This is a genomic window from Paraburkholderia azotifigens, from assembly GCF_007995085.1.
GTDB classification, from domain to species: Bacteria; Pseudomonadota; Gammaproteobacteria; order Burkholderiales; family Burkholderiaceae; genus Paraburkholderia; species Paraburkholderia azotifigens.
Genome location: NZ_VOQS01000001.1, coordinates 1,846,682 through 1,873,011, shown reverse-complemented (window position 1 = coordinate 1,873,011; position 26,330 = coordinate 1,846,682). Strand labels below are relative to the sequence as shown.

Sequence of the window (26,330 nt, the reverse complement as noted above, 5' to 3'; positions counted from 1 at the left end):
CGCGACGGCGGATATTAGTCGCGGAAGTTGTTGAAGTCGAGCGGCGTATCGGTCACATCCTTGCGCAGCATCGCGATCACGCTTTGCAAATCGTCGCGCTTGGTGCCCGTCACGCGCACCGCGTCGCCCTGAATGCTCGCCTGAACCTTGATCTTGCTGTCTTTCACGAGCTTGACGATTTTCTTCGCGAGATCGCCGGACACGCCTTTTTTCACGGTGACGACCTGCTTGACCTTGTCGCCGCCGATCTTCTCGATCTTGCCGTAGTCGAGGAAGCGCACGTCCACGTTGCGCTTGGCCATTTTCGACACCAGCACGTCCTTCACCTGGCCGAGCTTGAATTCATCGTCGGCGAACGCGGTGAGTTCGCGTTCCTTCTGCTCGACGCGGGCGTCCGAGCCCTTGAAGTCGAAGCGCGTCGAGATTTCCTTGTTGGACTGCTCGATCGCGTTCTTCACCTCGATCATGTTGGCTTCGCAGACGACGTCAAACGATGGCATTGCTTTCTCCCATTTGTTTCAAAGCGTGCGGCGCCAGAAGGCTGCGCGCGACGCACTCGCTATAATCACGGACCGGTGTCATTTTACCGACGCCTTTCTCTTTTGCCCAAGGCTCGCGAGCGGCTTCGTTCCGTATCCGCAGGTTCTGCCGGGCGCTTGCCAGAACATCCGATGTCCCAGTCCGAACCGCTTTCGTTTATCGCCGATTTTCCGCTCAAGCCGCACAACACCTTCGGTTTCGACGTGCGCGCGCGGCTTGCGTGCCAGATCGAAAGCGAGGCCCAGTTGCTCGCCGCCGTGCGCGATCCGCGTGCGGCGGGCTTGCGGCGGCTCGTGCTGGGCGGCGGCAGCAACGTCGTATTGACGGGCGACTTCGACGGACTCGTGCTGCTGGTCGCGCTGCGCGGCCGCAAGGTCGTCCGCGAAGACGACGAAGCGTGGTACGTCGAAGCGGCGGCGGGCGAGAACTGGCATGAGTTCGTATCGTGGACGCTTGCAGAGGGCATGCCCGGTCTCGAGAATCTCGCGTTGATTCCGGGCACGGTGGGCGCGGCGCCGATCCAGAATATCGGCGCGTACGGGCTGGAAATGTGCGAGCGCTTCGCGTCGCTGCGCGCGCTGGAGCTGGCGACGGGCGAAACCGTCGAACTCGACGCCGCTGCCTGCCGCTTCGGCTATCGTGACAGCATCTTCAAGCAGGAAGGGCGCGAGCGCTTCGTGATCGTGTCGGTGACGTTCAGGTTGCCGAAAGCGTGGGTGCCGCGCGCCGGTTACGGCGATATCGCGCGCGAGCTGTCCGCCGTCGGTCTCGGCGACGCCACGCCGACGCCTCAGGCCATCTTCGATGCCGTCGTCGCCGTGCGCCGCGCGAAGCTGCCCGATCCGCTCGCGCTAGGCAACGCGGGAAGTTTCTTCAAGAATCCAGTCGTCGAGTCGGCGCGGTTCGACGCGCTGCTTGCAAAGGAGCCGGAGATCGTCTCGTATCGTCAGCCGGACGGGCGCGTGAAGCTTGCGGCGGGCTGGCTGATCGACCGTTGCGGCTGGAAAGGGCGCGCGCTGGGCGCAGCGGGCGTGCATGAACGGCAGGCGCTCGTGCTCGTGAATCGCGGTGGCGCCACGGGCGCCGAGGTGCTGGCGCTCGCGAAGGCGATCCAGCAAGACGTGGCGCAGCGCTTTGGCGTGGAGCTGGAGGCCGAGCCCGTTTGTCTGTGAGCGGATTTCAGCGTCGGCCGCCGGCGCGAGCCTGAAAACAAAAAGCGCCGGGTTTCGAATCCGGCGCTTTTGTTTTGTGACGGCGGGTTGCCGTGCAAGCTCAGTGATTCAGCTTGCCGAGCAGCAGGAACTCCATCAGCGCCTTCTGCACGTGCAGGCGGTTTTCCGCTTCGTCCCATACGACGCTCTGCGGCCCGTCGATCACCTCAGCGCTCACTTCCTCGCCGCGATGTGCGGGCAGGCAGTGCATGAAGAGGGCATCCTTGCTGGCGCGCGACATCATGTCGGCGTCGACGCACCAGTCGGCGAACGCCTTCTTGCGTGCCTCGTTTTCCGCTTCGAAACCCATGCTGGTCCAGACGTCCGTAGTAACGAGATCGGCACCCTTGCAGGCTTCGTTCGGGTCGTCGAATTCTTCGAAGAACGGCGCGCTTTCGGGCGCGACCAGCGCGCGGTCGAGCTTGTAGCCCGGCGGCGTGGACAGGCGCAGCTTGAAGCCGAGGATTTGCGCCGCTTCGATCCACGTGTACAGCATGTTGTTCGCGTCGCCGACCCACGCGACCGTCTTGCCGCGGATCGGGCCGCGATGCTCGTAGTACGTAAAGATGTCGGCCAGCACCTGGCAGGGGTGATATTCGTTCGTCAGGCCGTTGATCACGGGCACGCGCGAATTTTCCGCAAAACGCTGAATGATGTCCTGGCCGAACGTGCGGATCATGATGATGTCGACCATCCGCGAGATGACTTGCGCCGCGTCTTCGATGGGCTCGCCGCGGCCGAGCTGCGTGTCGCGCGTGCTCATGAAGACGGCGTGACCGCCCAGCTGGAAAATGCCCGCTTCGAACGACAGGCGCGTGCGCGTCGAGTTTTTCTCGAAGATCATCGCGAGCGTGCGGTCGTGCAGCGGATGATACGTCTCGTAGTTCTTGAACTTGCGCTTCAGGATGCGCGCGCGTTCGAGCACGTACTCGTAGTCTTCCAGCGAGAAATCGTTGAACTGCAGATAGTGGCGGATAGTCTTGGCGGTCATAAAACAAATACGGCGGGTTCACCCGGGCGAAGATGCCGGACTGTGCCGCCGTTGTTTGTGGTAACTCAATCCAGCATAAAGGATTTTGAATGTTTTGACGAGTCGGCCGGGACGCATGTCCCACTTGCCCGGAATCTGCAAAGGTCTGTTCCGGAAGCTTTGTGTGCGGTGCGGAAAAACCCTGGCTGCGCTATAATCTCAAAGTTTTCTTAAAGCCCGGCGGGCAGGCTCCTACGCTTGCAGGACATGGCTTTTGCGCATCCGCTGGCGCACTCGTATGCGCCGCGCCGTGTGCCATCATGGCTGCTGCCCGAGGTGCCCTGGCTGGCTTTTCGCGGCAGGCGAACGGCATATCAACTGCCGCTTCGCAGGGTCGCGAGACGTGTTCAGACAGCGTTTTCAGGCAATCTCCTTCGCGGGCTTATCACCGGCAGATCGCTGGGCAGTCACACAGGGTTTCGTACATGGCCGACACACCCCCAACCGAATATTTCATTCAAGGCATCACGTCGAATGGGCGAAAGTTTCGTCCGAGCGACTGGTCGGAGCGGCTGGCGGGCGTGATGTCGTGTTACGGTCCGGGCGCCAAAGGGCCGAATGCCCGTCTGCAGTATTCGCACTACGTGCGTCCCACGCTGATCGGCGACCTGAAGTGCGTGATTCTGGATTCGCGGTTGCGGGACATCGAGCCGATGGCTTTCGACTTCGTCATGAACTTCGCCAAAGACAACGATCTGCTTGTTACGGAAGCTTGTGAGCTGCCGCCGGAACACGAAGCGCGCAAGGCACCGACGCGCTGAGCGCCACGTTTCGGCGCAACGGCATCAGCAGGCAGTCGAACAATGGAACCCGCATCGGCGGGTTTTTTTGTGTCCGCTGGCGCTGGTCACCCATATCAAAGTGACGCGCAAAACAAAAAAGCCCGCCAAAGCGGGCTTTCATGACGCAGCGGAAACAGGAAGCAGCCCGTCTGAGCGAGCTGCCGGATTCTTTAATTTACTGCGCTGCGGGCGCTTGCAGAGCCTTGACGGCTGCAGCGAGGCGGCTCTTATGGCGAGCTGCCTTGTTCTTGTGAACGATTTTCTTGTCGGCAATGATGTCCAGCGTCTTTGCCGATGCCTTGAAGATTTCAGCGGCTTGCGCTGCGTCGCCGGCTTCGATTGCCTTGCGGACAGCCTTGACAGCCGTGCGGTACTTCGAGCGCAGCGCCGAGTTGTGCGAGTTTGCCTTGGCGGCTTGGCGGGCGCGCTTGCGTGCTTGTGCGGAGTTAGCCATGACGGTTCCTTATCCTGTTCCTGTTTCCAGTGCCCACCTTCAGAGAGGGCAGGCGCTGCTTTTAGATCGAACCCTTGAGAGCGATTGCTCAAGGGCGCAAATAGACAAACGACTGAGAACTACCGTGAAATCCCGCTCGTTCCGGCTCGGATTGCCTGAAGCAAAAACTGAGGCAGAAGGTTGAGCGAGCTTCGAAACCGGCGATTATAGCAACAAAATCAGATACGTGGCAACCGCCGCGGCGCGACGGCGTGGCGGGCGGCTTGTCGAGGAAGCGGAAGACGGGACTGCGTAGCGGCGGCACGCCGTTGTCCGGGCGGGCGCTCGCGGTATCGGTCGGGTCGCCGGCGCATGCCGTTCGTTCACAAATTCGCCGACAAATCGAACGTCTTTGCAGCAAATCGGTCCCAAACGCTTCGAATTGCCACGAATCGTGGCACTGACATACTGACCGCCCCGGACGCACCCGTATAATAAGCGCCCCATGAATCTATTCCGAGCCCTGCTGACGGTCAGCGGCTTCACGCTGCTTTCGCGCGTGACCGGACTGGCCCGCGAGACCCTGATCGCCCGTGCCTTTGGCGCAAGCCAGTACACCGACGCGTTCTACGTCGCTTTCCGCATTCCCAACCTGCTGCGCCGCATTTCCGCCGAAGGCGCGTTTTCGCAGGCGTTCGTGCCGATCCTCGCCGAGTTCAAGAACCAGCAAGGCCACGACGCGACGAAGGCGCTCGTCGATGCCACCTCGACCGTGCTCGCGTGGGCGCTTGCCGTCCTGTCGCTGCTGGGCGTGGTGGGCGCGTCGTGGGTTGTGATGGTGGTCGCCTCCGGCCTTCGCGGCGAAGGACAGGCGTTCACGCTCGCCGTGTCGATGACGCGGATCATGTTCCCTTACATCGTGTTCATCTCGCTGACGTCGCTGGCGTCGGGCGTGCTGAATACGTACAAGAATTTCTCGCTGCCTGCGTTTGCGCCCGTGCTGCTGAACGTCGCGTTCATCATCGCAGCCGTATTCGTTGCGCCGCTGATGAAAGTGCCCGTGTTCGCGCTCGCGTGGGCGGTCATCGCAGGCGGCATCGCGCAGTTCATCGTGCAGTTGCCGGGCCTGAAGAAGATCGACATGATCCCGCGCATCGGGCTCAATCCGCTGAAGGCGCTCGCGCATCGCGGCGTCAAGCGCGTGCTCGCGAAGATGGTGCCGGCGATGTTCGCGGTGTCGGTTGCGCAGATCAGCCTCATCATCAACACGAACATCGCATCGCACATCGGGCCGGGCGCGGTGTCGTGGATCAATTACGCCGACCGTCTGATGGAGTTTCCGACGGCGCTGCTCGGCGTCGCGCTCGGCACGATCCTGCTGCCGAGCCTGTCGAAAGCGCACGTCGATGCCGACGCGCACGAATATTCGTCCCTGCTCGACTGGGGCTTGCGCGTGACGTTCCTGCTCGCCGCGCCGAGCGCCGTCGCGCTGTTCTTCTTCGCCGAGCCCCTTACGGCAACGCTGTTTCACTACGGCAAGTTCGACGGCAACGCCGTCGTGATGGTGGGACGCGCGCTGGCCGCGTACGGCGTCGGCCTGATCGGGCTCATCCTGATCAAGATTCTCGCGCCCGGCTTCTATGCGAAGCAGGACATCAAGACGCCCGTGAAGATCGGCGTGTTCGTACTGGTCGTCACGCAGTTGAGCAACTACGTGTTCGTGCCGATCTTCGCGCATGCGGGGCTGACGCTGTCGGTCGGACTCGGCGCCTGCGTGAACGCGCTGTGCCTGTTCATCGGCTTGCGGCGGCGCGGCATCTATCTGCCGTCGGCGGGCTGGTCGGTGTTCTTCGTGCAACTGATCGGCGCGTGCCTCGTGCTCGCAGGCGTGATGCACTGGTTCGCGATCAGCTTCGACTGGATCGGCATGCACGCCGAGCCCTTGCGGCGCATGGTGCTGCTCGCGGCGTGCCTCGTGCTGTTCGCGGCGCTATATTTCGGTATGCTGTGGCTGATGGGCTTCAAGTACGCGTATTTCAGAAGGCGAGTGAAGTGATCACGATGACCCGGGTTCTCGACTATTTCAGCGCGCTCGTCGCCGAGGACGATGGGCTTCCGCTCACGGAAGCGGCGCTTTCGCTCGCGCAGGACGCCTATCCCGATCTCGATCTGCAGGCGGTGCTTGCCGAGATCGACGAACTCGCGCTGCGCGTCAAGCGCCGCATTCCCGACGACGCCGACATCCAGCAGCGCGTCGTCATTCTGAATCGCTACTTCTTCCGCGAGCTGGGCTTTGCGGCGAACGTCAACGATTACTACGATCCCGACAACAGCCACCTCAACATGGTGCTCAAGCGCCGGCGCGGCATTCCGATCTCGCTGGCGGTGCTGTATCTGGAGATGGCGTCGCAGGTCGACATTCCCGTGCGCGGCGTCGCGTTTCCGGGGCACTTCCTGCTGCGCGTCACGTTGCCCGAAGGCGACGCGATGATCGATCCGACCACGGGCCATCCGCTGACGGAAGCCGAGATGGTCGAGATGCTCGAGCCTTATGTGGCGAAGGCAGGCGAATCGGTGAGCCGCGCGCTGCGCATGCTGCTTCAACCGGCGACACGCCGCGAGATCATCGCGCGCATGCTGCGCAACCTGAAGGCGACCTATCTGCAGACGGAGCGCTGGCAGCGATTGCTGGCCGTGCAGCAGAGGCTCGTGATCGCGCTGCCGGACAGCATCGAGGAAGTGCGCGATCGCGGCTTCGCGTATGCGCGGCTCGATTATTTGCGGCCTGCGCTCGAAGACCTGGAACGTTATCTGGGCGATCGGCCTGACGCGGAGGATGCGACTGTCGTCGAATCGCAATTGCTCGAGTTGCGGCAGCGCACACAGCACAACGATCGCGACTGACCAGCACGCCTGCTGCAAACGAAAACGCCTGCGTAATCGAATACGCAGGCGTTTTTCATTTCGAGCGGAGCGGTGCGCTTACTTAGGCTGCATGCGAATCGCGCCGTCGAGACGAATCACCTCACCGTTGAGCATCGGATTGTCGAAGATCTGCTTGACCAGCATCGCGTACTCGTCCGGCTTGCCAAGGCGCGGCGGGAACGGCACCATTGCGCCGAGCGCATCCTGCACCTCCTGCGGCATGCCGAGCAGCATCGGCGTTTCGAAGATGCCGGGCGCAATCGTCATCACGCGGATTGCATTGCGCGACAGGTCGCGCGCGATCGGCAGCGTCATACCCGCGACGCCCGCCTTCGACGCCGCATACGCAGCCTGGCCGATCTGTCCGTCGAACGCCGCGACGGACGCCGTATTGACGATCACGCCGCGTTCGCCGAGTGCGTTCGGTTCGAGCTTCGACATCTCGGCGGCGGCGAGGCGAATCATATTGAACGTGCCGACGAGATTGATCGACACGGTGCGTGCAAACGAATGCAGCGGATGCGGACCGTCCTTGCCGACCGTCTTCATCGCGGGTGCCACGCCCGCGCAGTTGACGAGACCGCGCAGCGCGCCGAGTTTCGTCGCGGCTTCGACGGCCTGTACTGCATCGTCTTCGCGGCTCACGTCGCATTTGACGAACACGCCGCCCAGTTCCTGCGCGAGCGCCTCGCCGGCGTCGTGGTTCAGGTCCGCTAGCACGACCTTGCCGCCGTTCTGCGCGAACAGGCGTGCCGTCGCGGCGCCTAGCCCGGACGCGCCGCCCGTGACCAGAAACACGTTGTCCTTGATGTCCATGTCTTCTCCTTGATGGAATGCGTGATCGCGTGATCGCGTGCCTGGAATAGTTGTCGCTGAACGATTTTAACGGCTCGGTCTGATGCGTCAAACCGCGCAGGCGGCATAGGACGAACGGCACGCATGTGCCATCGTCGGACGGCTGCGCTCAGTGCTCCGAACGAACCACATGCCCAATAAAAAACCCGCCGTGAAGGCGGGTTCTTTCGCGTGCGGCGTTCGATGTGCGATTACTTCAGCGCGTCGAACACGCGGGCGCGGATTTCATCGACCGAGCCAAGGCCCGAAATACGGCGATATTGCGGCGCCTTCAGCGACGTCGACGCATCGCCGTTCTGTGCCCAGCCGTTGTAGTAGTCGACCAGCGGCTTGGTCTGTGCGACGTACACGTCGAGGCGCTTCCTGACTGTTTCTTCCTTGTCGTCGTCGCGCTGGATCAGCGGCTCGCCCGTCACGTCGTCAACGCCTTCGACCTTCGGCGGGTTGAACTTCACGTGATACGTGCGGCCCGACGCAGGGTGCATGCGGCGCCCGCTCATACGCGTGATGATCTCGTCGAACGGGACGTCGATCTCCAGCACGTAGTCGATGGCTACGCCCGCCTGCTTCATCGCTTCCGCTTGCGGAATGGTGCGCGGGAAACCGTCGAAGAGATAGCCGTTCGCGCAGTCGCAGTCTTGCAGACGCTCTTTCACGAGATTGATGATGAGCTCATCCGTGACCAGCTCGCCCGCATCCATATAGCGCTTGGCTTCGATGCCGAGCGGCGTGCCCGCTTTCACGGCCGCGCGCAGCATGTCGCCCGTCGAGATTTGCGGAATGCCGAACTTTTCCTTGATGAAGTTCGCCTGGGTGCCCTTGCCCGCGCCAGGAGCGCCCAACAGGATCAAACGCATTTGATATCTCCAGATCTATGTAAATTCTGTCTGGCGCGCCGCGCATCGTTTATCTCAGCCGCAGTCAACGCTCTTGATTCTTTGTTATCCGCCGTGAATGCCGGGCAGCTTTTCGCTGCCGGCTTCGCGCAGCACATGATGAACGGCGCTGCGAAGCAAACGGCAAAACAGGCGGATTAAAAATACGGGCGAATGGTGATATCGATCAATGCGCATCGATATCGGGTGAATCGCGCGAACGATCGATTATGCCATGCCTTTTTACGCTGACGACCCGAAAAACGCCTGTACGCGGGCAAGATCGTCGGGTGTGTCGACGCCGGGCAGAGGCGCGTCGTGCGTGACGAGCACCGCGATGCGCTCGCCGTGCCACATGGCGCGCAACTGTTCGAGCGCCTCGGCCTGTTCGATCGGCGAGATCGAGAGACTCGGGTAAGTACGGAGAAACTTCGCGCGATACGCGTACAGCCCGATGTGCCGATGGACAGCCGCGGGCGCAGGCGGCGCGGGCATGTGCGCGACGTCCGGCCAGTGCGGCTGGTACGCGTCGCGGGCCCATGGAATCGGCGCGCGCGAAAAGTACAGCGCGACACCGCGCGCGTCGAGCACGACCTTGACCACGTTCGGATTGAACACTTCGGCGGGGTCATGGATGGGATGCGCGGCCGTCGCGATCACGCAGCCGTCCGTCGCCGCGAGGTGCGACGCTACGCCGCGCACCAGCGCGGGATCGATCAGCGGCTCGTCACCCTGCACGTTGACGACGATCGTGTCGTCGCTCCAGCCGTAATGCGTAGCCACTTCGGCGAGACGGTCGGTGCCCGACGGATGATCGGCGCGCGTCATCATCACGTCGATGCCATGCGCGCGCACGACATCGAACACCGCTTGCGCGTCGGTTGCGACCAGCACCTGTTGCGCGCCCGATTCGAGCGCGCGCTCCGCGACGCGCACGACCATCGGCTTGCCGCCGATATCGGCGAGCGGCTTGTTCGGCAGACGCGTCGAAGCGAGGCGCGCCGGGACGACGGCGATGAAGGGCGGAGTGTGCTGGGTGTCGTTCATGGAAGGTGACATCAGGCCTCGGCGAGGCTGAGAAAGACGCGCCGCCTCGTAGGCGGCGCGGTATGCGGGTTCGGGTGAGTGCTTGCGTGCAAGGCGTCGCCAGATGACGCCGCGTTGCACGCCACTGCGCTCAGGCCACGGAGCCGGGGATCAGATCGACAGGCGTGCCTTCGACCGTTTGCCGCGCTTCGTCGACGAGCATGACGGGAATGCCGTCGCGGATCGGATAGGCGAGCTTGTCCGCGTTGCAGATCAGCTCCTGCGCGGCGCGGTCATAGCTGAGCGGACCCTTGCAGATCGGGCAAACGAGAATTTCAAGCAGGCGAGCGTCCACGGACTTTCTCCACAACAAGTGCAATGAGGCGATGATCGAGCGTGGCTTCGACGGGAACGACCCAGAGCCGCGCGTCGTGCCAGGTCCCCAATTTTACCGCATCCTTTTCGGTGATCAGGATGGCGTCGGCGTCCACGTCGGCGAACGGATTCGTGCTGAACGCGTAATGATCGGGCAGGGCGCGCGTGTCGGGCGTGAGGCCCGCCGCGCGCAGCGTCGCGAAGAAGCGCTCCGGCGAGCCGATGCCCGCCGCGGCGAGCACGCGCTCGCCGGCGAATTGCGCAAGCGGACGGCGCAGGCGCGGATTGTCGAGATGCCATGCGTCGCCCGGCGCGAGATCGAGCGGGAAGGTGTTCGGCCACGGCGGCATCGCGCGGTCGTACGGATTGTTGATCAGCGTGGCGTCGCGCTGACGCGAGAGCGGTTCGCGCAGCGGTCCGGCGGGCAGCAGGAAGCCGTTGCCGCCCAGCCGGTGATCGAACACGACGATCTCCGCGTCGCGTTCCAGACGATAGTGCTGCAGGCCGTCGTCGCTGACGATCACGTCGACATCGCGATGCGCCTTGCACAACGCTTCGGCGGCCGCGACGCGATCGGGACAGACGAACACGGGAGCGCCCGTGCGGCGTGCGATCAGAAGCGGTTCGTCGCCAGCTTGCGTCGCCTTCGAGGTCGGCGTGACGAGCGTCGGCTGCGTGATCTTCGCGCCGTAGCCGCGCGACACGACGCCCGGCGTGAAGCCCGCGCTGCGCAGCGCCTGCACCAGCGCGATCACCGTCGGCGTCTTGCCCGTGCCGCCGACCGTCACGTTGCCCACGACCACGACAGGCACGCGAACACGCACCGACTTCAGCCAGCCGAGCCTGAACGCCGCGCGCCGTCCGAGCGCGATCGCGCCGAAGACACACGCGAACGGCGTCATTGCCCAGGCGAGCGGACCGCGCTGTTGCCACTCGCGCGCGATGCGCGTTTCGAGGCGGGAGGCGAAGTCGCTCATCGGCAGTCAGCCAGCTTGCGCGGCGCGTCAGACGGGACGGACAGGGCGGACATCGGTGGGCATCTCCGGGCAGTCGGTTGCAGCGACGGTTGCAGGACCAAGGGAACCACGATAAGTGGACAACAAGCGAACGACAAAGGACAGCAGCGGCGAAATCGGTTGGCCTGGATCGCTCGCGCGACGAGTGCCAGATTCCGCCAGAACCCGGCACTCTAGCGCGCGGGCAGCGTCGGCTGCAAGTCGGTACGGCGTCCAGGCGCCCGCCGCGCACCGCGAATGCATTATTCATAGCCTGTGGATAACTTTGTGGAGAACCTGCCTTGCAATTTGTCGGCAAGCCCGTCACGCAAGCATCGGGTCGGCAACGGGGAACTTTTAAAGAATAAAAAACGTTTAAAAATCAACAAGTTGATTGGTTTTAAGTGGGCTCTGACGTGGTTTTGAGGCTGCTCTCCAGGCCGCTCCCGACATGTGGACACTTTTAACAATCCGGCGAAGGACGTTTAGAACGCGCTGGACCTGGCTGGCCGATCGGTCTATCGTCTGTCCGGCCTGTTCAAACCATTCCTCGCATGAATTCCGAAAGTCAGTTTTCGTCTCCCGTCGGAGCCGGCGGCGACGCCGTCGTTCCCGTCTCGGTGCTCAATCGCGCGATCGGGACCATGCTCGAACGTTCGTTTCCGCTCGTCTGGGTATCGGGTGAAGTGTCGAACTTCACGCGCGCCGCGAGCGGACACTGGTACTTCTCGATCAAGGATGCGCAGGCGCAGATGCGCTGCGTGATGTTCCGCGGCCGGGCGCAATACGCGGAGTTCACGCCGCGCGAAGGCGACAAGATCGAAGTGCGCGCGCTCGTCACGATGTATGAGCCGCGCGGCGAACTCCAGCTGAATGTAGAAGCCGTGCGCCGCACGGGCCAGGGCCGACTCTATGAAGCGTTCTTGCGGCTGAAGGCACAACTCGAAGCCGAAGGCCTGTTCGATCCGCAGCGCAAGCGCGCGCTACCCGCGCACCCCCGTTCGATCGGCATCGTCACGTCGTTGCAGGCGGCCGCGCTGCGCGACGTGCTCACCACGCTCGCGCGCCGCGCGCCGCATATTCCCGTGATCGTCTATCCGGCGCCCGTGCAGGGTGCGGGCGTCAGCGCGAAGCTGGCCGCGATGGTCGAAGCGGCGAACCGGCGTCGCGAAGTGGATGTGCTGATCGTGTGCCGCGGCGGCGGCTCGATCGAAGATTTGTGGGCGTTCAACGAAGAAGTGCTGGCACGCGCGATTGCGGCTAGCGAGGTGCCCGTCGTGAGCGGCGTCGGTCACGAAACCGACTTCACGATCGCCGACTTCGCGGCCGACGTTCGCGCGCCGACACCGACTGGCGCTGCCGAACTCGTCAGCCCGCAACGCGTGCTGCTGCTGCGCGATCTCGATCATCGGCACGCGACGCTCGCGCGTGGCTTCGGACGCATGATGGAGCGCCGCGCGCAACAACTCGACTGGCTCGCTCGCCGTCTCGTGTCGCCTGCGGAACGACTTGCACGGCAACGCACGCATTTGCAGCAGTTGAGCGTGCGGCTTGCGTCGGCAGGTGCGCGGCCCGTGCGCGACGCGCGCGCGCGTTTCTCGCTCGTGCAGATGCGCTGGCAACGCTGGCGTCCCGATCTCACGCCGCATCGTTCAAAGGTTGATGGCCTTGGAGAGCGCCTCGACCGTGCACTGTTGCGTCAACATGAAAGACACATTGCTCGCGTGGAAACGCTTGCGGCGCGGCTCGAAGTATTGAGTCCGCAGCGCACGCTCGAGCGCGGTTACGCCGCATTGCTCGACGCGCAAAGCGGACGCGCGGTGCGTGCGCCATCGTCGTTGAAGCCGGGTCGGCGCATGACCGTTCACCTCGCCGAAGGCTCGGCGGACATCGCGCTGTCGGATGTTCAACCGCGTCTTACGGATGGCTTTTAAGTGCCAATGGCGACAGTAGTTTTGACCTTCGTATGACATGTGAAAACACGCTGCGCGAGCATTAATTACGCTGCCCATGCAGCGCGTTTTCGCAATGAATGCCATAAAGGGCTTGCGTTTGCGGGGTTATTCCAAGTCGCCTACAATCGAGTGCTCCCGCAGCGTTATCCGCAGACTCCCCATAAACAGATACAAAGGAATAGCACCATGGAACATACGCTCCCGCCGCTGCCGTTCGCCAAGAACGCACTCGCTCCGCACATGTCGGAAGAGACGCTCGAGTTTCACTACGGCAAGCACCATCAGACCTATGTGACCAACCTGAACAATCTGATCAAGGGCACTGAGTTCGAAAGCCTGTCGCTGGAAGAAATCGTCAAGAAGTCGTCGGGCGGGGTGTTCAACAACTCGGCGCAAGTGTGGAACCACACGTTCTTCTGGAACAGCCTGTCGCCGCAAGGCGGTGGCGCGCCGAAGGGCAAGCTCGCGGACGCGATCAACGCGAAGTGGGGTTCCTTCGACAAGTTCAAGGAAGAGTTCACGAAGACGGCAGTCGGCACGTTCGGCTCGGGCTGGGCATGGCTCGTGAAGAAGACGGACGGTTCGCTGGATCTGGTCTCGACGAGCAACGCAGCCACGCCGCTGACCACGGACGCCAAGCCGCTGCTGACGATCGACGTGTGGGAACACGCGTACTACATCGACTATCGCAACGCACGTCCGAAGTTCGTCGAAGCATACTGGAACATCGTCAACTGGGACTTCGCTGAAAAGAATTTCGCGTAAGTTCTTGTGCGAATTCCCGGCGAAACCGGGAATGACAGCATGAGCAAAAAAAGCCCTCATTGATGAGGGCTTTTTCTTTTTCACGTCGACGCTCTGCATGACATGCGCTTACGTTGAACGAGTTTGCGGCAGGATTGATCTGGATAACAAATCAATCGAAGCCAGCCACGATGACGAAAGAAAAGCGCCGCTCATCGAGCGGCGCTCTCATATGACGCGTTACTTATTCCGTATCGCTGGTTGCCTCGGTTTTGCGAGGCCGTCGGCTGCGTGTTGCCGATTTGCGTGAAGGTCTCTTTTTCGCGGCAGGCGTCGGGGTCGCCGGGACTTCTGCTTCGAACAACGGAGCTTGAGACTCCGAAGCCGCGACGGGTTCGGCGACATGCTGCGCGTCGGCGGGCTGCGACGAACCTGCTGGCGACTCGATGGTTTCGACGCGCTCCGCCTTCGCCTTTTTCGCCTTCTTCGCGGCTGGCTTGCGCGTGCTGCGATCCTTGCGGCGCGTTTCGCTCTTGCTTTTGTCCGCCGGCTCGGTCGACACGACTGACGGCGCGAACTCGACGGCTTCATCTGCTTCGACGGCAAAAGCGGCCACCGCCGTTTCCTCCAGCTCGACGATCTCGGCGGCAGCCGGCATCGCCGCCCATTCATCGCCAGTTTCGCGCGGCGTCACGACCTCGACGGGCGCAGCGGCAGCAGGCGCCGCGCTGCGATACACGAACGTGCCCGACTTTTCGTCGCGGCCGACTTCGAGCAGCCCGCGCGATTGCGCTTCTTCGAGCAGATTGCCGAACGCGCGGAAACCATAGTACGTCTCGTTGAAATCTGGCTTGCGGCGCTTGATCGCGTTCTTCAGCACCGATGCCCAGATCTTGCCGCTGTCGCCGCGCTCGGACGCGAGGGCATCGAAAGTCTGCACGGCGAATTCGATTGCTTTCGTCTTGCGCGTGTCGAGATCTTCCTTGCGCTTTTCGCCGTCGGGCGCACGCTTCGACGGCTGTTGTGCGGTCTGTTGCGCTGCCTTCGCGTTGTCGCGCTTCGCGGCAGCGCGCTGGTTTTCGCGCACGAGGTCGTCGTAGAAGATGAACTCGTCGCAGTTCGCCGTCAGCAGATCGGAAGTGGAGCGCTGCACGCCGACGCCGATTACCTGCTTCGCGTTTTCGCGCAGCTTCGACACGAGCGGCGAGAAATCCGAATCGCCGCTGATGATGACGAACGTGTTGACGTGCGACTTCGTATAGCAGAGATCGAGCGCATCGACGACGAGGCGAATGTCCGCGGAATTCTTGCCCGACTGCCGCACGTGCGGAATTTCGATCAGCTCGAAGTTCGCTTCGTGCATCGCGGCCTTGAAGCCCTTGTAGCGGTCCCAGTCGCAATACGCCTTCTTCACGACGATGCTGCCTTTCAGCAGCAGGCGCTCCAGCACCAGCTTGATGTCGAATTTTTCGTATTTCGCGTCACGCACGCCAAGCGCGACGTTTTCGAAATCACAGAACAGCGCCATGCTGACGGTATCCTGGGCTGACGCCATATGCTTCTCCAGTGAAGTGCAGGCTCGATCGTCTCACACATCGCGGCGTCGATCGAGTGTTTGCACGATGCTCGCGCCCGCACTGCGCCGCGCTGCCCTCAGGCGCCGCCGAACGTCCCATTCTCCGCGACTGCGCTGACGAATTCCTCCGTCGAACGCACGAAACCCATGCGCGGGAAAATATGCTCGATGGGAAAACGGTGTGTGTCGCCCGACAGTCCCGACATCGCGTCTTCGATGAAGATCAGTTCGTAGCCTTGATCGAACGCGGCGCGTGCCGTCGACTCGACGCCGAAGTTCGTCGCGATGCCCGTCAGTGCAATCGTGCGAATGCCTCGGCGGCGCAATTGCTGTTCCAGATCGGTGCCGTAAAACGCGCCCCATTGGCGCTTCGTCACGATCACGTCGCCGGCCTGCACGTTGCATTCGGGCACGAGGTCGGAGGCTTGCGGCGGCGGAGCGGGCGCGTCGCGCGGGCGCAGCGGCGCGTCGGCGGGCAACGACAGCAGTTGCGCGACATCGACGCGCACGAAAACGACCGTGCCGCCCGCCGCGCGCAATGCATCGGCGGCGCGTACGGAACGCGCGACGACGTCCGTTGCCGAATGCGGCGCCAGCTGCCGCGCGACATTGCTGTGTTGCAGATCGATCAGCACGAGTGCCGTGCTGCGCGGATCGACGGAAAGAGCTTGCGTCATACGTCACCTATATGTGAGGATGGCCTCATGTCATGATAATCGATAAACATGAGTCTTGCCTCAGATAACCAGAAAGTGAGGCGCATTCCGCAGCAGGAACGCGCGGCGAAACGTGTCGACGCGCTGCTCGATGCCGCAGGCGACGTGATCGCGGAACGCGGCTTCGACGCGGCGACGATGACGGCGATCGCCGAACGCGCGGGCACGTCGATCGGCGCCGTTTATCAATACTTTCCGAACAAGGATGCGCTTGTTTTCGCGCTGCGTACGCGCTACGGCGACGAAATGGAAGCGCAATGGAGCGCGTTGGGCGAGGCGGCGCAGAATTGCAGCGTCGACGAACTCGTCGACCGCATTTTCGCGCTGATGACGGAGTTCATGGCGGCGCGGCCCGCGTACCTGCCGTTGCTGTCGGTGACGTTGAATTTCAAACGCGACGCGGCGGCGCGCAACCGCTTGCGCAGCAAATTCGCCGAGCTGTTTCAGCGCTACAGCCCCGCGTTGGCGGACGACGACGCGTTTCGCGTCGCCGAAGTCACGCTACAGGTCGTGAAGAGCCTGAATCCGCTGTATGCGGCCGCGAAGCCGAAAGAGCGCAAGGCGCTGATCGACGAGTACAAGCTGGTCGTGTCGACGTATCTCGCGGCGCGCCTGCGCTGAAACGCTGCGTCAGGTCGTGGCGTGCAGTGCGTCGACGGGAATTGGCGCGCGCGCAGTCAGCACGTCGTCGACGAGTCCGTAGGTTTTCGCCGCGTCCGCCGACATGAAGTTGTCACGATCCGTGTCCTTCTCGATCTGCGCAAGGCTCTGGCCCGTCCGTTCCGCGAGCAGGCTGTTCAGGCGCCCGCGCAGATACAGCACTTCCTTCGCCTGAATCTCGACGTCGGAGGCCGTGCCCTGGCCGCCGCCCGACGGCTGATGAATCATGATGCGCGCATTCGGCAGCGCATAGCGCTTGCCGGGCGCGCCCGCCGCGAGCAGAAACGTGCCCATGCTGGCCGCGAAGCCGGTGCAGAGCGTCGACACGTCGGGCTTGATGAACTGCATCGTGTCGAAGATCGCGAGGCCGTCGTAGACCGAGCCGCCGGGCGAGTTGATGTAAAACGAAATATCCTTGTCAGGGTTCTCCGATTCGAGGAACAGCAACTGCGCGACGATCAGACTCGCCGACTGCTCGTTGACGGGCCCGACCAGAAACACGATCCGCTCGCGCAAGAGGCGCGAATAGATGTCGTAGGCGCGCTCGCCGCGGCTCGATTGCTCGATGACGGTCGGCACGAGGTTGAAGCCGGAATTGGACGGTGAAGAGAAGTGACGGTGCATGCGTTCCTCGCTGATTGACGGAAAGGCCCGCGCGGTGCGGGATTTCAGTCGCATGACGCGAAAGCGGGGCGCGGCGTGACAAGGATATTTTCGCGTCGACGTGTCACATCGCGGACGGCTTGCCCGTCTAGCCGATGAACCAGCCACAGGAGCGGTACGCATGGAACGGACGGACAGAGAGAAGTCGGCGGAATTCGAGGCCGTGCGCGCGAAGCTGTTCGCGCTCGCGTACCGGATGCTCGGCAGCCGCGCGGAAGCGGAAGACGTCGTGCAGGACGCGTGGCTCAAATGGCATGCCGCCGATGCCAGCGAATTGCGCTCGTCGGCCGCCTGGCTCACGACGATCACGACCCGTCTCGCGATCGACCGGCTGCGTCATCTGCAGATCGAGCGCACGACGCGTTCGGGCGGCTGGCTGCCGGACCCTTGGCTCGAAGGGCTTGCGCCGTCGGCGGAAGACCTCGCGCTGCAGGCCGTGCAGATGTCATATGGCGTGATGTTGCTGCTCGAACGCCTGAAGCCCGAAGAGCGCGCGGCATTCGTGCTGCACGAGGCATTCGAATGCGACTACGCGGAAATTGCGAAGATTCTTGCGAAGACGCCCGCGAATTGCCGGCAGATGGTGCATCGCGCGAAGGAGCGGCTGCAGCGTGAGGGCGTGCCGGCGAAGCGGGCCGATCCCGCTGCGCATGCGCGCATCGTCGAGCGCTTGCGGGCGGCGATGGAGGCGCAGGACCGCGTGGGCCTGGTGCGGCTTTTCTGCGACGTGCCGAGCGTGATCAGCGATGCGCCCGAAACCGTCGACGCCGTCGCGACGGCCGATCAGGTCGCGACCACGCTGTCGATGCGCGGCCGTGGCGATCAGATGGAAACAGTGTCGATGAATGGCATGAGCGCCGTCGCATTGATGCGCGATGGCGAAATCGACGCGCTGCTCGATATTTCGATTGGCGAGGACGAGCGTATCGTCGCGTTGCGGATCGTGACGGGCGCGCTGCGGCTCGCGCCTGCGACGCGCGTGTTCGGACGCGCGGCGGTGATGCGGCTGCTGCAGCCCGTCAGCCACCAGGCGGCGTCAATTACGATGCGCGGCCACTTCCCAGTTGATATCGACGCATAGCACCTGCATGCCGCGCGCCGTTTCCGCCGCGATCGACGCCGTGACGCACAGGTGCGCTTCGTTGATCGACAGATAGGGCGGCGTCAGGTGGACCTGGCCGGGCGCGCGCACGGCCTCGATGAAATACGGGCGACGCTCCCAGCTCGCACCTTCCGAATGCAGCAGCGGACGGAAGCGCTTGGCGCGCTGCGATGCACGGCCCGATGGCAGCACGTTGTCGCCGATCTGGCGGCCCGAGCCGTCGAGCAGAAAGCAGCGCGCCGTTTCGCGCAGCGCGAGCAGCGGCGCTGTCGCGTCGGCCATCGTCTCGCCTTCGACCAGATGCGCGCTCGCCGATTCGAGCGCCGTGACGAACGGTGCAAGTCGCTCGGACTGCGCGCGTTCGCGGGCGGCCACACGTTGCCGCAGCGCGGCCGACAGTTCGTCCATCAGGTTGACCGTCGCCTGGCGCGCGACGGGCTCGACGCTCGGCGCGGCGAAGAACGAACCCTGCACGAAATCGACATTGCATTCGAGCGCGATCAGCGCGTCGCGCTCCGTCGACAGACCGCCCATCAGCACCAGTTGCCCCGATTCATGCAGCATCGACACGATGCCGGGCAACACGCGCTCGATATGCGAATGCTCGCTGGCTTGCGCGAGGATGCAGCGATCGAGCGTGACGATATCGGGCCGCAGATTCCACACGCGGTCGATGTTCGAATGCTTCGCACCGAAGCCGTCGAGCGCGATCAGGAAGCCGGACTTGCGCAGTGAATCGATGATTTCGGCGAAACGCGTCGTTTCGCCGCCCGCCTGCTCCGACACTTCCAGCACCACGCGCTGCGCGGGCAGACCGAGCGCCTTGAGCCCCGCGAGCAGCGCGTCGCCGTAGCTGGTGTCCATCAGCGCGGCGGGATGCAGGCTCAGGAAGAGCCATTCGTCGTGGCTGTCGAACGCATTGAAGTTGCCCAGGTGCAATGATTCTGCGAGGCGCCCGAGTTCGAGCAGATCGCCGCGCCGCGCGGCTTGCGTGAAGACTTCGGCCGACGGCACCTGCTTGCCGTTCTCGTCGTGCGCGCGCAGCGACGCGTGATAACCGATCGCGCGGCGGTGCGAAACCGAGAAAACCGGCTGAAACACGCTGAAAACCGTGTAGCCGCCATACCGGACGGTGCGGCGCGAGCCTTCATCGCCCGCTATCGGGCGTGGAGACTGGAAGCCGGGAGGATCGAGTTCGATCATGCTCATCGTGTCGGTTATCGGTTGAAAAGCAAGCGGTTGAAAAGCAAGCGGTTGAAAAAGCGAGCAGTTGGGGACGTGATGGGCCGCGCATGGGCGCGCGAAAGATTCAAGTTTACAGGATAGGCCAGCAAGAAACATGCGCATGACGAAGCCCCGCGGGTTCGCTGCTGCTCATGCGTGAATCGCGCCGCGTATTGGCCGCGTATTGGCCGCGCATTGGCCGCATACTGGCCGCCTACGCCTTCAATTGTGCGCCGCAATCGCCAATGCTGTCATGCGCGCGAGAAGCGAAGCGCACACCGGTGGTGCGGCGCGCGCCCCATTAGCGTTCGGGCATGACGGGCGGCGTGCGCGAGCCCGGATGCGAGCACGCGCGCTCAGGTGCGTTCCTGCGGATCGGCGCGTTTCGCCGGCTGCCGGATATCCGCCGCGAGTTGCGCAAAGATCCACGACGTCGCCGCCGTGATCAGGCCGACACACAGGAAGGTCGCATGGAACGCGGGCAGCGAGTTGGCCGCCGTCACGCGGGGCATGAGACCCGTGAACGTGGTGAGCAACGCGCCCGCGACCGTGACGCCGAGACTCATTGCGAGCATCTGTACGAGCGAGAACAGGCTGTTGCCACTGCTCGCGCCGCCCGTGCCGAGATCTTTGAGCGTCAGCGTGTTCATCGCGGTGAACTGCATCGAATTGACGCCGCCGAACAAAGCCAGTTGCACGAGGCGCAGCCATAGCGGCTGATGCTCGCTCGTCAGCGAGAAGCTCGCCATCGCGAGACCGACGAGCACCGTATTCGACACGAGCACGCGCCGGTAGCCGTACTTCATGATGAGCCGCGTGACGAGACGCTTCGACGACATGCCGGCGGCCGCGACGGGCAGCATCATCAGGCCCGCTTCGAATGCGCTATAGCCGAGGCTCACCTGCAACAGCAGCGGGATCAGATACGGCATCGCGCCGCTGCCGATCCGTGCGAACAGATTGCCGAGCAGGCCGACGCTGAACGTGTGAATCCTGAACAGATCGAGCGAGAAGATCGGGTTGGCGGCGCGCACTGCATGCAATCCGTAGGCGACGAAACAGCCTAGCGAAAGAATCAGCAGCATCAGCACGGTCGCGTGCTGGATCGTGAATTCGGTGCGTCCGTCGAGCGCCATCGAGATCGACACCATGCCGACGATCAGCAGCACATAGCCTTTGATGTCGAATCTCGCGGTGTCGGGATTGCGGCTGTCGGGCATGAAGATGAACGTCGCGATCACACCGACGATGCCGACGGGCACGTTGATCAGGAAGATCCAGTGCCACGATGCGATCTTGACGAGCCAGCCGCCGAGCGTCGGTCCGATCAGCGGTCCGATCAGCCCCGGAATTGCGACAAACGAAAGTGCGGGCAGATAGCGTTCCGCGGGAAACACGCGCAGCACGGCGAGCCGGCCGACGGGCAGCAGCATCGCGCCGCCCACGCCCTGCAGCACGCGATAGATCACGAGCTGCGTGAGCGTCTGCGCATTCGCGCACAGCAACGAGCCGATCGTGAAGACGAGAATCGCGCTCATGAACACGCGCCGCGTGCCGAGCTTGTCCGCGAGCCAGCCGGAGACGGGAATCATCACGGCCATTGTCAGCGAATACGCGATCACGACCGATTGCATGTGCAACGGCAGTTCGCCCAGGCTGCGCGCCATCGCGGGCAGCGCGGTGTTGACGATCGTCGAATCGAGCGTCTGCATGAAGAAGCCCGTTGCGACGATCCACAGCATCACTGTCAGCGAGCGGGCCGTGGGTGTGGTTTTGCCTGTATCGCGATGAGCGGTGGTTGCAGATTCGGTCGATTCGGACATGAAGACGAGGCAGGGCGGCTGGGCGGGGAGCCCACATTCTAAGGAAAAAGCGCAGCGGCTGTAGGTCGATGCCGCATCCGGGAGTGGAAGCAGCAGGTGTTGCGCCCATTGCGTCTGCTGCCCCTTCTTATGCCTTCAGCTGCGCCGCCGCCTCAAAAAAGGCCCGTGCGCGCGGCTCGTTCGCGAACGCAGCGTTGATGCGGATCCACGGGCTCGGCTCCGCGTTCGGACGGAAGTAGCTGCCGGGCGCCACCGTCACACCGAGCGGCGCGCCGCATTCGACCAGCCGCTCCGCATCCTCGACATGCGGCACGCGCGCCCACACGAACTTGCCGCCAAGCGGATTTTCGAACACCTGCCAGCCGCTCATCTCGAGCGTCTGCACGGTCGCGCCGAGTGCGTCGCGCATGCGCCGCCGCAGCCGGTCCAGATGCTTGCGATACATCCCGCGTTCGAGCAGCGCGACGGTCACGGCCTCCGCGAAGCGCGATCCGCCGATGCTCGTCAGCATCTTGATGTCGGCGAGATCCTTGATGGTCGCGTGATCCGCGATCACATAGCCGATCCGCAGCGACGACGACAAGGTCTTCGACAGCCCGCCGATATACACCACGTGTTCGAGCTGATCGAGCGTCGCGAGGCGGTCGGTGGGATCGCTCTGGAAGTCAGCGTAGATGTCGTCTTCGATGATCTTGAAGTTGTGCTCGCGCGCAAGCTGCAGGAGGCGGAACGCGATGGGCGGCGCGATCGTCGTGCCCGTCGGGTTGTGAAAGACGGAGTTGATGAAGAAGACCTTCGGGCGATGCTGCTGCAACTGCTTTTGCATCGCATCGAGATCCGGGCCCGTGCGCGTGCGCGGAATGCCGACGAGATTCACGCCGTGCAGTTTCAGCAGGCCGTTGAAGTTGTAGTAGCCGGGATCCTCGACGAAGATCGTGTCGCCGGGCTTCAGCATGTAGCGCATCAGCAGGTCCATCGCCTGGCTCGCGCCGATCGTGATCAGGATCTGCGAGGCGTCCGCTTCGATGCCGAGCTGCGCGACGCGCGCCTGCAAATGTTCGCGCAGCGTTGCATTGCCGAGGGGCGTCGCGTAGTCGATCATGCTCGCGCCGTCGGTGCGCGACACGTGGCGGATCGCCTGCGCGAGACTGTCCATGTCGCGCCAGGCTTCAGGGATGAAGCCGCTGCCGAGCTTCAGCGATTCGCCGGGATGATTGAACTGCTGCAGGATATGCACCGATTCGCCTTCGGCGCGCCGCGGGTCGGAAGCACCCTGGCCGCTCATCGACGCGCGATGCCGCTCCGCTACGTAGAACCCCGAGCCGGGCCGCGAATCCAGATAGCCGAGTGAGACCAGCCGGTCGTACGCCTCGATCACAGGGAAACGGCTGATGTCGTTGTCGGCGGCGAACTGGCGAATCGACGGCAGCTTCGCACCGGGATGCGCGGTGCGCGAGCGGATCCATTCCTGCACGCCGCCCACGATCTGCTCGGTGAGCGGCACGCCGTTTTCGCGGTTCAGGTCGATATCCAGCTTCATCGGGTGTCTCCCTTCTGGCGCTGCGCCTGCCGTGCGGAACGGTCTGTCACGGTCGAAGCGCCAGCAACTGTCAGGTTTTCTGGCTGTACAGTTCTTTTGAAACTGTTCAGCACTGTGCATGTGACAGTCATCATTGCACGCCAATAATGGATGCAAGCGAAAAAGCACTTCAAGGAGCTGGCAATGCGTGAAATCCGGACTTTCGAACTCGAACACGGCGAGCCGGCAAGCGCCTGGCGGGTCGCGCAGCCGCTTGCCGTGAACGTGCTGGCGGGCGAACTCTGGCTGACGGTCGAGGGTGACGCCGACGATTACTGGCTCGCGGCAGGCGAATCGTTCGAACTGAAGCGCGGCGCTGTCGCGTGGATGAGCGCGGGGCGTGACGGTGTGCGGTTGTCGCTGACCGTGACGAGCGGGGCGGCCGATACGGTGCGCGTCGAACGTCGCCGCCCGCCGCGCTGGACGTGGATGCCGCGCTGGCTGGTTACGGTCTGAGCCGGTGATCGTACCTGCGTTGATCAGTCCGCCTGATACGCGCCGATGTACCTGGCGCGTGGACGGATCAGCCGGCCGTCGCTGCTCTGCTCCATCGCATGCGCAATCCAGCCCGTCACCCGGCCGACTGCGAAGAGCGTGAAGGCCGCGCCGGCGGGCAGGCCGAGCACGCGCTCGATAGCTGCCAGCGCGTAGTCGACAGTCGGTTCGGCGCCTGTCGTGTCGCGTACGGTGCGGGCGAGCCGCTGCACATCGGCGAGCGGCGAACGGCTGGGCGCGCACTCATCGAGCAGGTCGAGCAGCAGTCGGGCGCGCGGATCGCCGTCCGGATACAGCGGATGACCGAAACCCGACATCACCGGTCCCGGCGCGTTCTGTTCATGATGCGCGAGACGTGTCGCCAGATAGCGGTCGAGATCGGCGGCGCGCGAGGATTCGTCGAACAACGCGGCGACGCGTGCCGTTTCCCCTCCATGCCTCGGCCCCGATAGCGCGGCGAGCCCGCCCGCGACCGCGCCGAACAGATGCGTCCCCGTCGACGTGATGCAGCGCACCGTGAACGTCGACGCATTCAGTTCATGGTCGGCGCATGCGACGAGGGCCGCTCTCAACAGATTGATCTGCGCGCGGTTGCGCACGCCCCACGCGCTGGCGAGTTGCCTGTGCAGCGGTTCGTTCGACGGCGCCGCCGAGATCATCGCGCCCGTCAGCAGGCGAATCAGCGCGCAGGCGTTGTCGAGTTGCGCATCGCGGCCGAGCGCCCAGACGCGCGGCATCTGCGCGGCGGCGGCGGGCAGCAGCACCAGCGCGCGATCGAGCGGCGCGCTGTCGCTCCAGAGCTTGAGCCATGCCGACCATTGGGCGGCCGCGAGCGGCGCGGCGGGCGCGTCGGCGATGCGCCGCGCGCTGCATTCCCACAGCAGCGCCGCCACTTCTTCCAGTGTCGCCGTGCGCGCGAGTTCCATCGCGTCGCGGCCGCGATACAGCAGCTTGCCGTCCGCGATCAGCGTGATCGACGACTCGAGCACAGGCACGCCCCAATCCAGCACCTTCTGCGCGACCTTGCCCGCGCGCTTGCCGTCTTCCTTGCGGCGCGCGAGGCGCCGCACTTCGTCTGCATCGTAGAGGCGCCGCTTGCTGTTCGCATCGGGCGCGGACCGCAGCATGCCGCGGCTGACGTACGCATAGAGCGTCGTGACGCTGATGCCGAGCATCGCGGCGGCTTCGTGGGCGGACAGATAGCGCGTGGTGGACATATCGGGAAGCGAAAGCCAAACAAACGAATATATATTGATTATATAAATCAAGATTGATCATGGCGAGGTGCAATCCTAGACTGAAGCTCGTCTTCTTTCTTCAGGAAGCCTGCTCGCCATGACGCCCCAGCTTGCTCTCGATCATCTGTGGTCTGTCGCCCGTTGCGATCCCGCCTTGCTCGAACATGTGTCGATGGAAGGCAACGATCCGTCGCTGCCTTCCGTGTTTCGTGTCGGGACGCTCGCGAGCGCGTCGATTGCCGCGATGGCGCTCGCCGCGGCTGATTGCTTCCGGCTGCGCACGGGCCGCATGCAACGCGTCGACGTGAACGTGCGGCGGGCGCTCATTGCGTTTCGCAGCGAGCGTTATCTGCGCGTGAACGACGGCTTGCCGCAAGAGTTGCGTCATCCCGTGACGGGCTTCTACGCGACGCGCGACGGCCGCTGGATACAGTTGCATACGAACTTTGCGCATCATCTGCAGGGCGTGCTGAAGGTGCTGGGCTGCGACGGCGATCCCGGCGCAGTCGCCGAAGCGATCCACAACTGGGACGGCGCCCAGCTCGATCAGACGCTCGCCGACGCCGGCCTGTGCGCCGCGCTGATCCGTTCGCCGCGCGAATGGGCGGCGCTCGATCAGGCAAAGGCGATCGCCAATCTGCCGCTGTTCGAAATCGAACGGATCGGCGATGCGCCGCCGGAAGCGCCCGGACGCGGCCCGGCAACGCGTCCGCTGGCTGGCACACGCGTGCTCGATCTGTCGCGCATCATCGCCGGTCCCGTCGCGGGACGCGCGCTCGCACAACATGGCGCCGACGTGCTGCTGATTAATGGTCCGCATTTGCCGAACATCGCGCCGCTCGTCATCGACAACGGCCGGGGTAAACGTTCCGCGACGCTCGATCTGCGTGAGCCCGCGGCGCGCGATCAGCTACAGGCGCTTGCCGGCGATGCCGATGTGTTTCTCCAGGCGTACCGCCCTGGCTCGCTTGCCGCGCGCGGTTTCGATCCCGAAACGCTGGCGCGTTTGCGGCCCGGTATCGTCTGCGTGTCGATCTCGGCATACGGCCACGCGGGTCCGTGGGCGATGCGGCGCGGCTTCGACAGTCTCGTGCAGTCGGCGAGCGGCATCGCGTACACGGAGAGCCGCGTGGCAGGCGTAGACGGGCCGAAGCATCTGCCATGTCAGGCGCTCGATCATGCGACGGGCTATCTCGCGGCGTTCGGTGCGATGGTCGCGCTCGCGCGGCGCGCGCAGGAGGGCGGCAGCTGGCACGTGCGGCTGTCGCTGGCGCAGACGGGGCGCTGGCTGCAATCGATGGGACAGACCGAGGACGGCTGGCGCGTGCCCGATGTCGCGTATCAGGACGTGCAGGATGGGCTGCACGACGTCGATTCGCCGTTTGGCCGGGTGCGTGCGGCGGCGCCCGCGGAGCAGATGTCGGAGACGCCCGCGTTCTATGCCCGGCCGCCCGTGCCCATCGGCACCGACGCGGCGCGCTGGGAAGCGTGAACGCTGGGCGCGCTCA

The 26,330-nt window shown here is 63.8% G+C and carries 25 protein-coding genes; 10 read left to right on the top strand and 15 right to left on the bottom strand.

Annotated elements, in window-relative coordinates; genetic code table 11:
* Positions 1-14: 14 nt before the first annotated feature.
* Positions 15-500: a YajQ family cyclic di-GMP-binding protein gene (locus FRZ40_RS08335; RefSeq protein ID WP_012399944.1), complete on the bottom strand. Its 486-nt coding sequence runs from the start codon at positions 498-500 to the stop codon at positions 15-17.
* 171 nt (positions 501-671) lie between these two features.
* On the opposite strand from FRZ40_RS08335, the gene murB reads away from it, so the two are divergent.
* Entirely contained in the window at positions 672-1,712 is a 1,041-nt protein-coding gene (gene murB, locus FRZ40_RS08330; RefSeq protein ID WP_147233841.1) for a UDP-N-acetylmuramate dehydrogenase, read from the top strand.
* Positions 1,713-1,812: 100 nt separating this feature from the next.
* Here the strand turns inward: murB and argF are convergent, their stop codons facing one another.
* Positions 1,813-2,742, bottom strand: a complete 930-nt coding sequence (gene argF / locus FRZ40_RS08325) for an ornithine carbamoyltransferase (RefSeq protein ID WP_028364588.1) — start codon at positions 2,740-2,742, stop codon at positions 1,813-1,815.
* 464 nt (positions 2,743-3,206) lie between these two features.
* Here argF and FRZ40_RS08320 point away from each other — a divergent pair, with 464 nt between their 5' ends.
* A complete protein-coding gene (locus FRZ40_RS08320) occupies positions 3,207-3,542 on the top strand; it encodes a DUF3579 domain-containing protein (protein WP_028364589.1) in 336 nt (111 codons plus the stop codon).
* A gap of 196 nt (positions 3,543-3,738) precedes the next feature.
* Here FRZ40_RS08320 and rpsT read toward each other — a convergent pair whose 3' ends face one another.
* Positions 3,739-4,017 carry a 30S ribosomal protein S20 gene (gene rpsT, locus FRZ40_RS08315; protein WP_028364590.1) on the bottom strand — a complete coding sequence of 93 codons (279 nt, stop codon included), beginning with the start codon at positions 4,015-4,017 and terminating at the stop codon, positions 3,739-3,741.
* 484 nt (positions 4,018-4,501) lie between these two features.
* On the opposite strand from rpsT, the gene murJ reads away from it, so the two are divergent.
* Positions 4,502-6,052: a murein biosynthesis integral membrane protein MurJ gene (murJ, locus tag FRZ40_RS08310; protein WP_028364591.1), complete on the top strand. Its 1,551-nt coding sequence runs from the start codon at positions 4,502-4,504 to the stop codon at positions 6,050-6,052.
* Between the two features lie 5 nt (positions 6,053-6,057).
* Positions 6,058-6,900 carry a SirB1 family protein gene (locus FRZ40_RS08305; RefSeq protein WP_028364592.1) on the top strand — a complete coding sequence of 281 codons (843 nt, stop codon included), beginning with the start codon at positions 6,058-6,060 and terminating at the stop codon, positions 6,898-6,900.
* A gap of 78 nt (positions 6,901-6,978) precedes the next feature.
* Here FRZ40_RS08305 and FRZ40_RS08300 read toward each other — a convergent pair whose 3' ends face one another.
* The 5 genes from FRZ40_RS08300 to lpxK all read right to left on the bottom strand — a co-directional run bounded on the left by FRZ40_RS08300 (position 6,979) and on the right by lpxK (position 11,029).
* Complete coding sequence (locus tag FRZ40_RS08300) at positions 6,979-7,737, bottom strand: 3-hydroxyacyl-CoA dehydrogenase (protein WP_028364593.1); 759 nt, start codon at positions 7,735-7,737, stop codon at positions 6,979-6,981.
* A gap of 230 nt (positions 7,738-7,967) precedes the next feature.
* Complete coding sequence (gene adk / locus FRZ40_RS08295) at positions 7,968-8,633, bottom strand: adenylate kinase (protein WP_028364594.1); 666 nt, start codon at positions 8,631-8,633, stop codon at positions 7,968-7,970.
* Between the two features lie 261 nt (positions 8,634-8,894).
* The gene (gene kdsB, locus FRZ40_RS08290; protein WP_147234793.1) at positions 8,895-9,698 is read right to left on the bottom strand and encodes a 3-deoxy-manno-octulosonate cytidylyltransferase; all 804 of its coding nucleotides are present in this window, start codon (positions 9,696-9,698) and stop codon (positions 8,895-8,897) included.
* A gap of 130 nt (positions 9,699-9,828) precedes the next feature.
* Positions 9,829-10,032 (bottom strand): Trm112 family protein, encoded by a 204-nt coding sequence (locus FRZ40_RS08285; protein ID WP_147233840.1) that lies wholly within the window; start codon positions 10,030-10,032, stop codon positions 9,829-9,831.
* Positions 10,013-11,029, bottom strand: coding sequence for a tetraacyldisaccharide 4'-kinase (lpxK, locus tag FRZ40_RS08280; RefSeq protein ID WP_147233839.1), 1,017 nt, complete (start codon positions 11,027-11,029; stop codon positions 10,013-10,015). Before lpxK ends, FRZ40_RS08285 begins: the two co-directional genes overlap by 20 nt.
* Positions 11,030-11,601: 572 nt before the next feature.
* Here lpxK and xseA point away from each other — a divergent pair.
* Both xseA and FRZ40_RS08270 read left to right on the top strand, forming a co-directional pair.
* Positions 11,602-12,981: an exodeoxyribonuclease VII large subunit gene (xseA, locus tag FRZ40_RS08275; protein WP_028364597.1), complete on the top strand. Its 1,380-nt coding sequence runs from the start codon at positions 11,602-11,604 to the stop codon at positions 12,979-12,981.
* A 207-nt stretch (positions 12,982-13,188) separates the two neighbouring features.
* On the top strand, positions 13,189-13,767 hold the full coding sequence (locus FRZ40_RS08270) for a superoxide dismutase (protein ID WP_147233838.1): 579 nt from the start codon (positions 13,189-13,191) through the stop codon (positions 13,765-13,767).
* Between the two features lie 223 nt (positions 13,768-13,990).
* Here the strand turns inward: FRZ40_RS08270 and FRZ40_RS08265 are convergent, their stop codons facing one another.
* Both FRZ40_RS08265 and FRZ40_RS08260 read right to left on the bottom strand, forming a co-directional pair.
* Positions 13,991-15,301, bottom strand: coding sequence for an NYN domain-containing protein (locus FRZ40_RS08265; protein WP_147233837.1), 1,311 nt, complete (start codon positions 15,299-15,301; stop codon positions 13,991-13,993).
* Positions 15,302-15,399: 98 nt separating this feature from the next.
* The gene (locus FRZ40_RS08260) at positions 15,400-15,999 is read right to left on the bottom strand and encodes an isochorismatase family protein (protein ID WP_028364600.1); all 600 of its coding nucleotides are present in this window, start codon (positions 15,997-15,999) and stop codon (positions 15,400-15,402) included.
* Positions 16,000-16,047: 48 nt separating this feature from the next.
* Between FRZ40_RS08260 and FRZ40_RS08255 the strand changes: the two genes are divergently transcribed.
* Positions 16,048-16,659 (top strand): TetR/AcrR family transcriptional regulator, encoded by a 612-nt coding sequence (locus FRZ40_RS08255; protein WP_147233836.1) that lies wholly within the window; start codon positions 16,048-16,050, stop codon positions 16,657-16,659.
* Between the two features lie 9 nt (positions 16,660-16,668).
* Here FRZ40_RS08255 and clpP read toward each other — a convergent pair whose 3' ends face one another.
* Positions 16,669-17,322: an ATP-dependent Clp endopeptidase proteolytic subunit ClpP gene (gene clpP, locus FRZ40_RS08250; protein WP_147233835.1), complete on the bottom strand. Its 654-nt coding sequence runs from the start codon at positions 17,320-17,322 to the stop codon at positions 16,669-16,671.
* 160 nt (positions 17,323-17,482) lie between these two features.
* Between clpP and FRZ40_RS08245 the strand changes: the two genes are divergently transcribed.
* Positions 17,483-18,442: a sigma-70 family RNA polymerase sigma factor gene (locus tag FRZ40_RS08245; RefSeq protein WP_147233834.1), complete on the top strand. Its 960-nt coding sequence runs from the start codon at positions 17,483-17,485 to the stop codon at positions 18,440-18,442.
* Here FRZ40_RS08245 and FRZ40_RS08240 read toward each other — a convergent pair.
* The 3 genes from FRZ40_RS08240 to FRZ40_RS08230 form a co-directional block, all read right to left on the bottom strand.
* Positions 18,398-19,672 carry an EAL domain-containing protein gene (locus FRZ40_RS08240; RefSeq protein ID WP_028364604.1) on the bottom strand — a complete coding sequence of 425 codons (1,275 nt, stop codon included), beginning with the start codon at positions 19,670-19,672 and terminating at the stop codon, positions 18,398-18,400. The two genes, FRZ40_RS08245 and FRZ40_RS08240, sit on opposite strands and share 45 nt — an antisense overlap.
* 371 nt (positions 19,673-20,043) lie before the next feature.
* Positions 20,044-21,510 (bottom strand): multidrug transporter subunit MdtD, encoded by a 1,467-nt coding sequence (gene mdtD / locus FRZ40_RS08235; RefSeq protein WP_147233833.1) that lies wholly within the window; start codon positions 21,508-21,510, stop codon positions 20,044-20,046.
* A 127-nt stretch (positions 21,511-21,637) separates the two neighbouring features.
* Complete coding sequence (locus FRZ40_RS08230) at positions 21,638-23,050, bottom strand: aminotransferase-like domain-containing protein (protein WP_028364606.1); 1,413 nt, start codon at positions 23,048-23,050, stop codon at positions 21,638-21,640.
* A 183-nt stretch (positions 23,051-23,233) separates the two neighbouring features.
* Between FRZ40_RS08230 and FRZ40_RS08225 the strand changes: the two genes are divergently transcribed.
* Positions 23,234-23,545, top strand: coding sequence for a DUF2917 domain-containing protein (locus FRZ40_RS08225; RefSeq protein WP_028364607.1), 312 nt, complete (start codon positions 23,234-23,236; stop codon positions 23,543-23,545).
* 23 nt (positions 23,546-23,568) lie between these two features.
* Here the strand turns inward: FRZ40_RS08225 and FRZ40_RS08220 are convergent, their stop codons facing one another.
* Positions 23,569-24,801, bottom strand: a complete 1,233-nt coding sequence (locus FRZ40_RS08220) for a citrate/2-methylcitrate synthase (protein WP_147233832.1) — start codon at positions 24,799-24,801, stop codon at positions 23,569-23,571.
* Between the two features lie 118 nt (positions 24,802-24,919).
* On the opposite strand from FRZ40_RS08220, the gene FRZ40_RS08215 reads away from it, so the two are divergent.
* Positions 24,920-26,314, top strand: a complete 1,395-nt coding sequence (locus FRZ40_RS08215; RefSeq protein WP_147233831.1) for a CoA transferase — start codon at positions 24,920-24,922, stop codon at positions 26,312-26,314.
* Positions 26,315-26,330 lie beyond the last annotated feature (16 nt).

Excerpts from the sequence above, each read along its gene's own strand:
- FRZ40_RS08300 (WP_028364593.1), bottom strand. The coding sequence starts at position 7,737 with ATGGACATCAAGGACAACGTGTTTCTGGTCACGGGCGGCGCGTCCGGG.
- kdsB (WP_147234793.1), bottom strand. The coding sequence starts at position 9,698 with ATGAACGACACCCAGCACACTCCGCCCTTCATCGCCGTCGTCCCGGCG.
- argF (WP_028364588.1), bottom strand. The coding sequence starts at position 2,742 with ATGACCGCCAAGACTATCCGCCACTATCTGCAGTTCAACGATTTCTCG.
- FRZ40_RS08265 (WP_147233837.1), bottom strand. The coding sequence starts at position 15,301 with ATGGCGTCAGCCCAGGATACCGTCAGCATGGCGCTGTTCTGTGATTTC.
- murJ (WP_028364591.1), top strand. The coding sequence starts at position 4,502 with ATGAATCTATTCCGAGCCCTGCTGACGGTCAGCGGCTTCACGCTGCTT.
- FRZ40_RS08230 (WP_028364606.1), bottom strand. The coding sequence starts at position 23,050 with ATGAAGCTGGATATCGACCTGAACCGCGAAAACGGCGTGCCGCTCACC.
- FRZ40_RS08335 (WP_012399944.1), bottom strand. The coding sequence starts at position 500 with ATGCCATCGTTTGACGTCGTCTGCGAAGCCAACATGATCGAGGTGAAG.
- FRZ40_RS08260 (WP_028364600.1), bottom strand. The coding sequence starts at position 15,999 with ATGACGCAAGCTCTTTCCGTCGATCCGCGCAGCACGGCACTCGTGCTG.
- FRZ40_RS08270 (WP_147233838.1), top strand. The coding sequence starts at position 13,189 with ATGGAACATACGCTCCCGCCGCTGCCGTTCGCCAAGAACGCACTCGCT.
- FRZ40_RS08220 (WP_147233832.1), bottom strand. The coding sequence starts at position 24,801 with ATGTCCACCACGCGCTATCTGTCCGCCCACGAAGCCGCCGCGATGCTC.
- FRZ40_RS08240 (WP_028364604.1), bottom strand. The coding sequence starts at position 19,672 with ATGAGCATGATCGAACTCGATCCTCCCGGCTTCCAGTCTCCACGCCCG.
- murB (WP_147233841.1), top strand. The coding sequence starts at position 672 with ATGTCCCAGTCCGAACCGCTTTCGTTTATCGCCGATTTTCCGCTCAAG.
- FRZ40_RS08320 (WP_028364589.1), top strand. The coding sequence starts at position 3,207 with ATGGCCGACACACCCCCAACCGAATATTTCATTCAAGGCATCACGTCG.
- FRZ40_RS08225 (WP_028364607.1), top strand. The coding sequence starts at position 23,234 with ATGCGTGAAATCCGGACTTTCGAACTCGAACACGGCGAGCCGGCAAGC.
- FRZ40_RS08255 (WP_147233836.1), top strand. The coding sequence starts at position 16,048 with ATGAGTCTTGCCTCAGATAACCAGAAAGTGAGGCGCATTCCGCAGCAG.
- FRZ40_RS08245 (WP_147233834.1), top strand. The coding sequence starts at position 17,483 with ATGGAACGGACGGACAGAGAGAAGTCGGCGGAATTCGAGGCCGTGCGC.
- xseA (WP_028364597.1), top strand. The coding sequence starts at position 11,602 with ATGAATTCCGAAAGTCAGTTTTCGTCTCCCGTCGGAGCCGGCGGCGAC.
- lpxK (WP_147233839.1), bottom strand. The coding sequence starts at position 11,029 with ATGAGCGACTTCGCCTCCCGCCTCGAAACGCGCATCGCGCGCGAGTGG.
- FRZ40_RS08215 (WP_147233831.1), top strand. The coding sequence starts at position 24,920 with ATGACGCCCCAGCTTGCTCTCGATCATCTGTGGTCTGTCGCCCGTTGC.
- adk (WP_028364594.1), bottom strand. The coding sequence starts at position 8,633 with ATGCGTTTGATCCTGTTGGGCGCTCCTGGCGCGGGCAAGGGCACCCAG.
- mdtD (WP_147233833.1), bottom strand. The coding sequence starts at position 21,510 with ATGTCCGAATCGACCGAATCTGCAACCACCGCTCATCGCGATACAGGC.
- clpP (WP_147233835.1), bottom strand. The coding sequence starts at position 17,322 with ATGCACCGTCACTTCTCTTCACCGTCCAATTCCGGCTTCAACCTCGTG.
- FRZ40_RS08305 (WP_028364592.1), top strand. The coding sequence starts at position 6,058 with ATGACCCGGGTTCTCGACTATTTCAGCGCGCTCGTCGCCGAGGACGAT.
- rpsT (WP_028364590.1), bottom strand. The coding sequence starts at position 4,017 with ATGGCTAACTCCGCACAAGCACGCAAGCGCGCCCGCCAAGCCGCCAAG.